Origin of the sequence: Olivibacter sp. LS-1 (genome assembly GCF_008245145.1) — a bacterium.
GTDB classification, from domain to species: Bacteria; Bacteroidota; Bacteroidia; order Sphingobacteriales; family Sphingobacteriaceae; genus Olivibacter; species Olivibacter oleidegradans.
On record NZ_CP041643.1, the window covers coordinates 5,676,340 to 5,688,881 of the forward strand.

General features: G+C 39.5%; 12 protein-coding genes. 5 read left to right on the plus strand and 7 right to left on the minus strand.

The features are described 5' to 3' along the window. Positions 1–280 precede the first annotated feature (280 nt). Positions 281–991, plus strand: a complete 711-nt coding sequence (locus tag FKG96_RS23680) for a hypothetical protein (RefSeq protein ID WP_013668405.1) — start codon at positions 281–283, stop codon at positions 989–991. Positions 992–1,240: 249 nt separating this feature from the next. On the opposite strand, the gene serS is transcribed toward FKG96_RS23680, so the two are convergent. Further along, a complete protein-coding gene (gene serS, locus FKG96_RS23685) occupies positions 1,241–2,512 on the minus strand; it encodes a serine--tRNA ligase (RefSeq protein WP_130858596.1) in 1,272 nt (423 codons plus the stop codon). 223 nt (positions 2,513–2,735) lie between these two features. On the opposite strand from serS, the gene rsmI reads away from it, so the two are divergent. The 3 genes from rsmI to lnt all read left to right on the plus strand — a co-directional run bounded on the left by rsmI (position 2,736) and on the right by lnt (position 5,820). After that, positions 2,736–3,401, plus strand: a complete 666-nt coding sequence (rsmI, locus tag FKG96_RS23690; protein WP_013668407.1) for a 16S rRNA (cytidine(1402)-2'-O)-methyltransferase — start codon at positions 2,736–2,738, stop codon at positions 3,399–3,401. Between the two features lie 120 nt (positions 3,402–3,521). Continuing rightward, entirely contained in the window at positions 3,522–4,160 is a 639-nt protein-coding gene (locus FKG96_RS23695; protein WP_130858595.1) for a PH domain-containing protein, read from the plus strand. 1 nt (position 4,161) lies between these two features. Further along, positions 4,162–5,820 (plus strand): apolipoprotein N-acyltransferase, encoded by a 1,659-nt coding sequence (gene lnt, locus FKG96_RS23700; protein ID WP_130858594.1) that lies wholly within the window; start codon positions 4,162–4,164, stop codon positions 5,818–5,820. A 210-nt stretch (positions 5,821–6,030) separates the two neighbouring features. On the opposite strand, the gene FKG96_RS23705 is transcribed toward lnt, so the two are convergent. The 3 genes from FKG96_RS23705 to FKG96_RS23715 all read right to left on the minus strand — a co-directional run bounded on the left by FKG96_RS23705 (position 6,031) and on the right by FKG96_RS23715 (position 9,034). After that, positions 6,031–6,585: a DUF4136 domain-containing protein gene (locus FKG96_RS23705; RefSeq protein WP_013668410.1), complete on the minus strand. Its 555-nt coding sequence runs from the start codon at positions 6,583–6,585 to the stop codon at positions 6,031–6,033. A 95-nt stretch (positions 6,586–6,680) separates the two neighbouring features. After that, positions 6,681–8,324 carry an NAD+ synthase gene (locus FKG96_RS23710; protein ID WP_130858565.1) on the minus strand — a complete coding sequence of 548 codons (1,644 nt, stop codon included), beginning with the start codon at positions 8,322–8,324 and terminating at the stop codon, positions 6,681–6,683. Positions 8,325–8,347: 23 nt separating this feature from the next. Then, the gene (locus FKG96_RS23715; RefSeq protein WP_130858566.1) at positions 8,348–9,034 is read right to left on the minus strand and encodes an outer membrane beta-barrel protein; all 687 of its coding nucleotides are present in this window, start codon (positions 9,032–9,034) and stop codon (positions 8,348–8,350) included. 401 nt (positions 9,035–9,435) lie between these two features. Here FKG96_RS23715 and FKG96_RS23720 point away from each other — a divergent pair, with 401 nt between their 5' ends. Further along, entirely contained in the window at positions 9,436–10,479 is a 1,044-nt protein-coding gene (locus FKG96_RS23720) for a gliding motility lipoprotein GldB (RefSeq protein ID WP_130858567.1), read from the plus strand. Between the two features lie 17 nt (positions 10,480–10,496). On the opposite strand, the gene FKG96_RS23725 is transcribed toward FKG96_RS23720, so the two are convergent. From FKG96_RS23725 to FKG96_RS23735, 3 genes are all read right to left on the minus strand, one after another. Beyond that, complete coding sequence (locus FKG96_RS23725; RefSeq protein ID WP_246860327.1) at positions 10,497–11,144, minus strand: hypothetical protein; 648 nt, start codon at positions 11,142–11,144, stop codon at positions 10,497–10,499. A gap of 155 nt (positions 11,145–11,299) precedes the next feature. Beyond that, positions 11,300–12,067 (minus strand): 5'-nucleotidase, lipoprotein e(P4) family, encoded by a 768-nt coding sequence (locus FKG96_RS23730; RefSeq protein WP_130858569.1) that lies wholly within the window; start codon positions 12,065–12,067, stop codon positions 11,300–11,302. An 87-nt stretch (positions 12,068–12,154) separates the two neighbouring features. Then, the gene (locus FKG96_RS23735; RefSeq protein ID WP_013668416.1) at positions 12,155–12,373 is read right to left on the minus strand and encodes a hypothetical protein; all 219 of its coding nucleotides are present in this window, start codon (positions 12,371–12,373) and stop codon (positions 12,155–12,157) included. Positions 12,374–12,542 lie beyond the last annotated feature (169 nt).

Here is a 12,542-nt window from a genome sequence, read left to right on the forward strand (position 1 = left end):
GCCAATGTGATGATGAGCTTATTGCGGGCTTAAAGCGTACTGCTTATGGCTTAGAGCATCGGCAATGGTTGAGTAGGGAAATTGTTAACTAGTTGATTAGCCGATGAGCCAATGTGATGATGAGCTTATTGCGGGCTTAAAGCGTACTGCTTATGGCTTAGAGCATCGGCAATGGTTGAGTAGTTAGTTGCTTTTAATACAGGTAAAAAAGCTGATGGATAGCTGATTTGTATATTCGATAAATTTTTCATAACTTAAACATATAAAACCGGAGGTTAATATGTCTAAATTAAATGCCGATTGGTTTATCGAAATTCCCTTGGATTTTGAATACAAGAAATATCACCTTTTAGCCTATCTTAAAGAAATCAACCATCATTTCCACAAAAACAGGCTATATCCTAACTTAAATGATTTGGTCTTTCATTATAATAATTTACAAAAGTTCAAGAAGGATAAGACAACACTGCAAGATTCTTTTCCGGTGCGTTTAACCCATGCCGATACGGAAGCAGTAAAATTAACCTATGAAAAGCTAGTGAACGACGATGAATTAATGATGGAGATCGAACGCATTATCAGTTACGCTATCGTAAAGTTAGGTAGCGTCTTAAAAGAAGGAAAAGAGATTTATGATTTTGTAGAGAGCCGTTTGACCATTGAGTCGATTGGAGTAATGCCGCTTTACCCATATAATGGATATATGCTATTAAAAAACGGAGATGAGAAAGGCATTTTAGTATATGAATATCAAGTGACTTTGTTTGAAGGAAAAGACGAAAAATATCGTGGCGTTCATATGCATTACGTTACCAAATACGATCGGCATTTTCTTTACGGAACACCGGAGTCGATTCGTAAAGATCTTATACACAAACGGAAAAAGCTACCCAATCCGGCGGTTTACCATGTGGAAAGCGATATTACTTTTCCACTCGATCAGACATTGTTACCGCTGGCCAAGCGCACATTGATGAAGCATATATCTTAAGTTGTTGAGTGGTAAACTAGTTAAGATGTTTAGTGGTTAGTGGTTGATGTATTACAGTTACAGTACCAAGAAGCTATAACCAGTAACGCTTTAAATCCGTATAAGCTCATTATCACATTGGCTAATCGGCTAATTAACCACTCAACCATTTACCAGCTCTAAGCCATAAACAGTAATGCTTTAAACCCACATAAACCCATCATCCCATTGGCTAATCGGCTAATTAACCACTCAACTATTCCACTTTTCTTAATCAATCCATTCGAAACCTGTATAAGGCACAAGTACCGATGGAACTTTGATTCCTTGATCTGTTTGGTTTTCCTCCAAAATACAAGCAACAATCCTCGGAAGCGCCAAAGCACTTCCATTGAGTGTATGGGCTAAATGCATTTTCCCATCCTGTCCTTTAAATCGTGCCTTTAAACGGTTACTTTGAAAAGTTTCAAAATTAGAAACAGAAGAAACCTCCAACCATCGTTGCTGTGCGCCACTCCATACTTCCATATCATAGGTCATAGCAGAGGCAAAGCCCATATCCCCGCCACATAAGCGTAACACTCGGTACGGTAGTTGTAGCTTTTGCAACAGTGATTGCACATACTTGCTCATTTCCTCCAATACGTCATACGATTTTTCGGGGTGAACGATCTGAACCAATTCTACTTTATCAAACTGATGTAACCGGTTCAATCCTCGAACGTGTGCTCCATAGGATCCGGCTTCTCGTCTAAAACAAGGTGTATATGCCGTATTTTTTATAGGAAAATCCTCCTCCTTGAGAATCTCCCCTCTATACATATTGGTTACCGGCACCTCCGCTGTAGGAATAAGGTATAAGTCATCATCGGTTACATAATACATTTGCCCTTCTTTGTCCGGTAATTGTCCTGTTCCAAAACCCGAATCCCCATTGATTAAAATAGGTACCTGTACTTCCCGATAACCATTTTCAATTGCTTGATCCAAAAAGAAATTGATCAAAGCGCGTTGAAGTTTAGCTCCTTTTCCTTTATAAACAGGAAAACCAGCCCCACTAACCTTAACTCCTAACTCAAAATCAATGATATCATATTTGGCTGCCAATTCCCAATGTGGCAACGCATTTTCAGGTAAAACAGGCTTTTCACCGTGCTCCAATACAATTTCATTGTCTTCCGCTGTTTTACCCATGGGTACATCTTTGTAGGGGAGATTGGGTAATTGAACAATTTTCTGAAAAAACTGCTCTTCCAAAGAGCCTAACTCTTCGTTTAATACTTTTAGCTGTTCTTTGTATTCTCCTGACCGGGTTTTGATTTCTTCCGCTTCTTCTCTTTTCCCTTGACGCATTAATTCGCCAATTTGTTTCGCTGCTGCATTACCTTCCGCTGCAATGGACTCTGATCGGGTTTTGATGGAACGAATGCCTTCATCTAAACGAATGACTTCATCTACCAATTCCAATTGACCGAAATTACGCACTTGTAAGCGCTTAATCACATCCTCTCTATTCTCGCGGATATAGCTAATTTGCAACATATATTCTTATTTTTGCAGACAAAGATATTAAAAGTAAAAAGTAAAAAGTAAAAATTCAAAAACTTGGCTCCCGTAGGGATGGCCTGCCCTCCTGTAGGGATGGCAAAAAGCGAGCTCATTGATATCTTTAAAAGTAAGTAAGATATGTTCATAAAAAGCCATCGGTAGCATCCAGGTATCTCTTGACACCTCACACCCATGACTTGATCTTAATAACAGACAAATGCTTTATATCGTTCCAACACCCGTCGGCAATTTAGAAGACATGACATTCCGTGCCATACGTATTCTAAAAGAGGCTGATATCATTTTGGCTGAGGACACACGTACAAGTGCGCCTCTTCTCAAGCATTTTGGGATTGATAAAAAGGCTTATGCTCACCATCAACATAACGAGCATAAGGCCTTGAACGAGATTATTCGCTTTTTAAAAGAAGGTAAAAAAGTAGCACTCATATCCGATGCGGGAACACCCGCCATTTCTGACCCTGGTTTTCTGTTAGTCCGAGAAGCTATAAAAAATGGACTGGAAGTTTCTTGCCTTCCCGGCGCAACAGCTTTTGTTCCGGCATTGGTAAATTCGGGATTACCTACGGACAGCTTTGTCTTTGAAGGCTTTCTACCGATAAAAAAAGGCCGACAAACAAAACTCAAATCGCTCATTGACGAAGAAAGAACTACTATTTTTTACGAGTCGCCCCACCGCATTCTAAAAACCTTGGAGGAATTTAGTATATATTTCGGGAAAGACCGCTTCATTTCTGTATCACGAGAGATCAGTAAAATATACGAGGAAAATGTAAGGGGCACCATCGAAACTGTATTGACACATTTTAAAAACAATCCGATAAAAGGGGAGTTTGTAATTTGTGTGGCAGGAAAATCGTAAATTAGCATGGCTTAGTTGTGAGTAAGTTGATTAGGAAATGGGAATGGTCGAATGTAAGACTTAACGTCTCAACGACTTACCCTATATTCTTTATTTTGAATTTTGAATTTTACTTAAAAGATGTACATAGAACAATATCTAAACGAGGAACAAGACCCTAAAGTGGTAGAAAAACTCGTAAGCAAGTTAAAAGACATGCTTACTTCCGGTGAAGTGATCACTTATATTGCTGTACAAAAAAAACCAGCGGTTACACTGCTACCTGATTGTGTTGTAATTACCAGCAAGCGAATCATTCTTTGTGAGTCTGCTAAACTAGGTCTTACTACCAATTTTGAGATATTTACTTGGCAGGATGTAAAAGATGTGACGTTTAAAGAGGAATTCTTTGGAGCAAAATTTACGGTAATTCCGCAAAGTGGCGAGAACTTAACGGTAGAATATATTCCGAAAGTGCAAGCTAGAAAACTTTATCAACTAGCTAATGAAGCACTCGAAAGGAAGCGGGAAGAGCAACGTCTACGAGAAATAGAATTAAAAAAGGCCGCGACACCTCCTGTTATGTTAAAATCATTACCGGAGGAATTACCTATTGAACCACCACTGAAACCGGAAGAAGAGCCGGTCCTTAAAACATCCGCCGAACAGGAGGACGAAGTAACCATCAAATTGAAGAAGCTGAAAACGCTATTTGAAAAGCAGCTAATTACACAAGCCGAATACGAAAATAAGAAAAACGAAATCCTATCTCAATTTTAAGGTGAAGAACAATTACATTTGGGCCCTAATAAGTGCCTTTTTATTATGGCTGGGCTGGCCGCCCGTTCCTTATTCTGCTCTACTTCTTTTGATAGCTTTCGTCCCTTTATTAATGGCTATTGAACGTGTTATTTTAGATGACACAACAAAGAAAGGACAAAAAATATTTCTTTTAGCCGGTTTTACAGCGCTGATATGGAATACAACTTCAATTTACTGGGTATATAATGCAATAAGTGCAGTAATGCCAGCCTATATCGCTATTTTTATTAGCTTAATACCTTTTGGCTTGGCCGCCTTAATGATAGCTATCGTATTTAAGCTCTACTATCAACTCAGAAAACGATATAGTGTATCCGGTAGCCTCGTTGGACTTGTGTGCTTGTGGATCGGTTATGAATATCTCCATCAAAGCTGGGATCTCGCATTTCCTTGGATGACCTTGGGAAACGGTTTTTCCAATACACATCAATTAATTCAATGGTATGCCTACACCGGAGTTTATGGCGGAACGGCTTGGATCTGGTTGTGCAACATTGCTTTATTTCTTGTACTACGTAAACGAATTTATGAGAAAACTTCCACGCTAAACTTCAAACACACGCTAAACTTCAAACAATTTATACGTTTTGCCTTAGCAGTTCTAATTCCATCTATTATTTCGTTAGTACAATATTTCTCGTATGAGGAGCATGAAAATCCCTCTAATGTGGTGGTAGTACAACCAAATATTGACCCCTATGGCAAATTCGGCAATATACCTGTCGCCACTCAAGTTGAGAACCTTATTCGACTATCAAGAGATAAAGCACAAACAAATACCGAATTTTTTATTTGGCCCGAATCAGCAATTCCTGAAAGACCGCCCGGAGTAAATGAAGAGGAAATAAGGAATAACGACAGCTATCTTCGCATACGGGATTTTCTGTATAATTATAAAAACGGAAATGTATTATCCGGGATTGAATCAATGCAGTTGTACGATTCGCTTCAGACACCATCTGCTCGTCAATTCAGTAACGTATCCAAATACTATGACGTTTTTAATGCTGCCGTACTAATTGACAATTCCTCAAAAGTGCAATTCTATCATAAATCGAAATTGGTACCAGGTGTTGAACAAACACCATTTTCGTATCTATCCTTTTTAAAACCTTTATTTGCCGCATTCGGCGGTAGCACCGGGAGTTATGGTTCGCAAGAAAAACCTTCGGTCTTCTACTCGCAAAGCGGCATTGGAGCTGCCCCCGTCATTTGTTATGAATCCATTTGGGGAAATTATGTAGCTGAATACGTACGACAGGGCGCTCAATTTATCGCTGTAATCACAAACGACGGCTGGTGGGGCAACACCTCCGGTAAAAGCCAACATTTGGCTTACGCTAAATTGAGAGCTATAGAAAACCGACGATGGGTGGCGCGGGCAGCTAATACGGGTATTTCAGCCTTTATCAACCAACGGGGGGATATCGTTAGCCAGAGCGAATGGTGGGTACCAACTGCGCTTAAAGCAGATATTAATCTGAATGAAGAAATAACGTTCTATACAGCAACGGGCGACTATTTTGCTTATGCAGCTTGCTTTGGATGTGCAATCTACTTGGTTTTACTTTTGGGAACTTTTTTTAAACGGTTTGGTCGTGGAGTGGTTAGTCGATGAGGTATGAGTTAATTAGCCCATGAGGTTGCGTTGTTGTGTAGAAGATCACTCAGTAGATAATTAGCGCATGTGATAATGAACGAAGTCAGTTCATAAGTACTGGAATAAACAAATAAAGAATAGCATGACGGTATAGACCACAACTATAAACTAAAAAAGGGGCTCAATCTAACAGAAGAACCCCTTTTCAAATCATCACTTAAAAAATTCTTAGTTCTGGGCCATTACCGGATATTGTTTCATAATATTTTGCACAACTACCGGCAGGTCATTTACTGCTTTTTCAGGATTTCTAACTTCACCCGTACCTCTTCCTTGCCATACAATCTTCTTTGTTTTGGCATCGATTGCCTCTATGATAATATGACCGGCACGATAGCGCTCTCTACCGACAGCACCTCCCATGCCCCAACCCCAGTAAGGACCCCAACCCCAGCCCCAACCCCATCCGCCATACATTGGCGCATAGATAGTTCTACTGGTGTTGTTTACGATCGCTTTATATCTAAAGAGCAAATCAGGATTGCTTTTATCATAAGTCAAACCCCTCGCTTTCAGCGCAGCATCCGCTGCTTCGTAAATATTCTCCTCAGCTATTGAGTTATTGTAGTACGATTTAGAAAGCGAATCTAATCCCGGTAACCAAGCATAGGTTTTATACTGAGAAAAAGCCCCGTTTTTACTCTGTGTTGTATAGTATTTATATGGTGAGCAGGCAGCTATCATCACGACTGCCACAACCAACAGGAACCACTTTGTTTTCATTTTACTTACCTCCCAATTGTGTTATAAAAATAACGAATTTAATGCCAAGTTGCTACAGATTAGAAAAATTTAATGCATTGTAACAATATTTTACATTAAAAAGGATGTTTAGCTACCAAAGGCATCGCCCGACCTACGCCAAATGCTTTTCGTGTAACACGTAAAATGGGAGGCGACTGAAATCGCTTAAATTCTGAACCTACTACTAACTTAATAACACGTTGTACCAAAACTTCATCGAAACCATCAGCTATAATTTCTTTACTGCTCATCTCAAGTTCTACATAACGATGCAGTATCGCGTCGAGCACGTTATACTCAGGCAACGAATCCGAATCCTTTTGATCGGGTCGTAATTCAGCCGACGGTGCTTTAGTAATAGTATTTTCCGGAATAACAATGCCGTTACGGTTAATATAATGGGCAAGCTGATAGACTTTCGTTTTGAGTACATCGCCGATAACACCCAAGGAACCGGCCATATCTCCATAGAGGGTTCCATAACCAACGGCTGCCTCGCTTTTATTAGAAGTGTTCAATAAAATATAGCCATGCTTATTAGACATAGCCATCAAAACGATTGCACGTACACGTGCTTGTATGTTTTCTTCGGTAATATCGTTTTCCTTTCCTTTGAAGGCCTTCGCCATCATATTATCGAAAGCTTCCGTCGCCTCTTTAATCGGAATCACTTCATGTAAACACCCTAGATTCCCTACTAAATCCATGGCATCGTCTACGGAATGCCCGGTTGAATAAATGGAAGGCATCAACACTCCCATAACATTCGTAGATCCCAATGCCTCACAGGCTAAAGCCGCAACCACTGCAGAATCGATGCCTCCAGACAATCCTAATATGGCTTTTTTAAAGCCCGATTTTGCAAAAAAATCTTTGATTCCGAGAACCAAAGCTTCATGAATATTAACAATTGACTCAGGTTCTTTATAAACAGTGGTCAACTGTCGTGCAACAAGCTCTTTCCCGTTGAGTTGGTAATAACGAAGATCCTCGGCGAAAGGATTCAGCACATCTATCAATTTAGCTTTCTCATCAAACACTAACGAACGTCCATCAAAGATAATGTCTGCATGAGCACCTATGGTATTGACATACAGCGCAGGCAATGCATGCCGCTTGCTATGGGCGGTTACAACGGCGCAGCGAGCTTCAAAATGGCTTTCAGAAAATGGAGAAGCGGCGACATTGATCATAATGTTCGGCTGTTGCTTTGCCAGTTCGATCATGGGATCTTGCGGATAGAGGGAAGGGAAATGCTCATTCCATAGATCTTCGCATATAGTAAGTGCAATGCGGTTCCCTTTATAATCGACACACTTAAAGGTATTATTTGGTTCAAAATACCGGTATTCGTCAAATACATCATAATCCGGCAAAAGGGTTTTGTGAACCGTGTCCTTTACCGCTCCGTCTACGATAAAAAGCGCAGCATTATATAGCTGCTTTCCTTTGGTCAGTTTACTCCTTACAGGAGCACCAATAATACAGGCGATCCCAACACAAGATGCCGCAATCTGTTCAATACTTGTCTCGCAGGCATCCAGAAAAGAACGATATCGAAATAAATCTTTAGCTAAATAGCCGCCTATTGTGATTTCCGGAAACACCACCAGATCAGCGCCTTTCCTTTTAGCCTCAGCTATTGTTGCTATAATTTTTTCTGTGTTTCTCTCAAAATTACCAATATGGTAGTTTGTCTGCGCAATCGCTATAATCATATGTTACTGAACCTATCCGTTTATTAAAAAAGTATACCAAGATTAAAGGCAAAATAAGAATTATTAGCCCCTCCGTGTTTAATGACACGTGTAAATCCGTTATTAAAGCTTAGTCCCGTCATAAGCCGCAAATTATGATCTAACAGCCATTCGACCCCTCCTCCTATTTGGAGACCTAATCTGAAAATATCGGCGCCACCTTTCATATTATTGGATTCTTGGACTACGACCCTGTTACTGTTTAATATTTCTTGCTTCGCACTTAATTTAACGCCTAAAGTAAAGCCGAACTGGCCATAATAACTTCTATAATATTTTTGGGTGCTTTTTAGTTTTACGCCTAAGGGAATTTGGGCATATTGTAATCGATAGTTATTGATCACAAAATCGTTCCCTTCAGGTCCATTCTGATAGGTTTCTGATTGAGCGCGCAAGTTATCAATCAACAAACCACTTGAAAAATAATAATTCTCTGAAAACGCAAAATCGGCGACTAAGCCGTAATTGTAACCTATTTTAGCTGTATTTGACTTCACATCAAAGTCGCCGTACCGCAACCAGTTAATGTTGGGCGACAACATAATTCCTAAACTGATACGCTTATTATCATACTTTGATGCATAGTAATCCTGGCTATTAGCACTTGATAACATGAAAAAAAATATGCTTGTAATAAGCGCCAATTTTTTAAATGGTATGTTTATTTTCATTGATCTTTTGTTATTCGTTGAAGTTATTAAAAAACGTTAGTCGTTAAAATGTTGAATGGTCAAGACGTTAAGTGGTTGAGACGTTGAGTGTCGAGTGCTTTGACGTATTACAGTTACTGTACTAAGGCTCTAAGCCATAAGCAGTATGCTTTAAGCCCGCATAAGCCCATTATCACATTGGCTAACCGGCTAATTAACTACTCAACCATTTTATCAGCTCTAAGCCATAAACAATATGCTTTAAGCCTGCATAAGCCCATCATCACATTGGCTAATCGGCTCATTAACTACTCAACTATTCCTCTACTCAACCATTTCCCTATTCCACGTACTTCGAAATAAACTTTCCTTTCCACTTTTTACTTTTTATATTATTAATTTAGCGGCCTATCATCACAAGCATGAAGGCACTTAATTTGAAAGGCGCACAAATCTACCTCTTTTTTTTGACTATTACTTTGATGGCATGTAAGCATAGGCAAGAGCCTGATGTAAGCAACATCCAACTTGACATTAAAATCGAACGTTTCGACCAATCCTTGGATAGCCTTACCGCGTATAACCTATCTGAAAAGCATTCGCAATGGCAAAAAAAATACGATCAATTTTATAGCGACTTTATAACGCATATGCTCCAAGCAGGAAATCTACAAGACACCTCGGAGCTTTTCAACAATTATAGAAAAATATTACAGAGTCGTGATTTTATAGCGCTGAAAAAAAGTATTTCACAAACTTATCCAACTTTAAACGCACAAGAAGAGCAGCTAACGATTGCCTTTAAACATCTAAAGTATTATTTTCCAAACATAGAGATTCCAAAATTCATCGCCTTTTTCTCAGGCTTCACCGTCCAATCCCCCATTAACGAGCATTATATTGGTATTGGACTAGACATGTTCCTAGGTGCCAACTCGCCGTTTTATCCAGCTTTAGTTAAAAGCATCCCACTCTATATATCGCGAAGATTTACGCAGGAGAATATCGTGCCTCGTACGGTTGAAACTTACCTGCGGGAAGAGCTATTTCCGGAACCGGATAAAGGAAATCCAAGTATGCTGGATCTAATGCTGTACAATGGAAAAATCATGTACCTCATGGACAGGTCGATGCCTCTCCTAGCTGATAGTTTAAAAATCGGCTATACCACCGCGCAGATAAATTGGGCTAACACTTACGAAAAAGATATATGGGCCTGGTTTTTAGAGGAAAATTTGCTGTACGAAACTGACTACTATAAAATTCAGAAACACTTTGGCGAAGCTCCTTTTACACCCGAACTCGGCAGTCACAATGAGTCAGCGCCGAAGTTAGGTATTTATTTAGGCTGGCAAATAGTAAAAAAATATATGGAAGCGCATCCTCAAACGTCTTTAATGGACTTACTCCGTATTGAAGATGCTCAACAACTACTGCGAGATGCTCGCTATAAAGGCATTAACTAATCGCTATCCGATTTCAGTTAGAAGCTTTCTACAGTAACTTTACCATCCTTACCCGGGGATCCGGAATAGATTTGTCCTTGAGGCACACCGCCTAACCGGCCGCCGCCAGCCCGAATTCCCATTCCGATCTGTGTGTAAATATTGTATAGATCGGATTGGGGATTTACTCGATAACCACCGGCCCGCGTATCTATTCGTAAGTAAGCAGTTTGCTCTTTATCTTCCTGCTGGGGGTTAATGCCCGACTTATCGTAGCGGAATGTAACATTTCCGCCGTTCCCGTTAGGGTAAGTACGTGTCCCATTGTTGGCATCACGTCCTCCTGCTAATACGTAAAGTGCTCCAAGTTTTGCAAAATGGATTTGAATATCCATATCCGACCCATTGTTCTTACTATCGGTACCAATAATATAAGCTTGCTTTGGAATTTCCGCATAGTGAATTTTTAGCTTCACCTTTTTCTTTCCGAAGAATTCAAGGGAAGATTTGTCTTGCATAATCAATGTATCGATAGTTAGCACCAAAGTAGAATCTTGACGTTTTGTAGTGAAGCTCCTTTTCTTCTTATGCCCAATCTCTAGTTTTTGAATATGTTGCACCGAATCCTGAGAACCGGCAAATCCCCATGTACTACCTACCAAAAGTAATAGGAGTGTCAAAATCATTTTACCCTTCATAACCATATCTAATTTGATATAGATGATAACCTCGTTTTTTGTCAATTGTTCGCCAAAAACGCATAGCTATTTCTATCACTTAACTTGTTCAGCTGCTAATTAGACAGAAAATCCGGTAATAGGTTTAAGCAAAACAGCGACCTTTAATAGCCTTTTATTTTTTTCAATCGAATAGTTGCCTTCTCTGCTTCTGTTAAATTCCCTTTTGGATATAAAGATTGTTCCCAATCCCCATACATGGGGTTTGGAAGCATAATAAACGTGGTTCCGAACTTCCCCGCATGTTGATCCACCACTTTCTTTGTATCCTTATCTTCTTGATAGAAAATGGTAGAAAAATCACTTAAATTGTCACCGACCAACATGACTATATGATGCGTTTTAGCCACTTGGTTTCTTCTTGATTGTTTATTAGAGGTACTATCTCTAAACAATAGGTGGTCCGTATCGACATAAGGAAATCCAAATTGCTTCAAATTCTGCATGGTGGCGGGAATTTCGCTTTGATCCCGATTACTGATATAAAAAACTGCGACTTTTTTTGAAGCGGCATATTGGAGAAATGAGCACGCTCCAGGAACCGTGTCAGCAATGGCCATTCCGGTCCAACGCTTCCATTCAGCCAAATCAAAGGCTTTCTTCGATAGAATAGCCTGACCGCTTTGCGGAGAATTATCCAATAACGTTTCATCGATGTCTACAATAACACATTTAGGTAACTTCGAGTACTTTTTTAAGGCCTTATCAAGGCTACTATGCGCGTAATTATAGGCCTGAAAACATAAAGCCCGATATTCTCCCGATTGTTGTTGCCATAAAACCGCATTGGTATAATCCCGATGGAACTCCTGCCCATGGGCGCTTGCTATAGCAAAGAGAACACTCACTGTAAATAGATATTTGCTAACCATTTGTTTATAAGATTTTTTTGAAATTACCGGCAATAAAAAAGGCGCGAAAAACTTTCACGCCTTCTTATATTTTAAGATTCGGTTGCTTTATTTCATTATTCTGAAAACCGTACGGAAAGCTATAAAACTACCGATAATCAATAGAATATTAGAAATGGAAGTGAACAAAAAAGAATCCTGTATGAAACGGAAAAAGGTACCGGCTAAGCCAAAGGCTATAGCCACAACTAAGGTTACGTAATAATGAGTCTGATTTGCATTATTATCGGTACTGACGTGAGGTCTCTGCTCTGCTGAATTTGCCATAATAATTTCTTTGTATGCAAAAATAAACTTTTTTTGATGGAATAAAAATATTTGGTGCTTTGTTACGTAGTTAAGTAGAAAAATAGCAAGGACGCTTGTTAGCTAGTCAATACGGTGTTATTCATAAACGTTCTCTTTAATAGACTTTCATGGCTTCCTACGGTCGCAT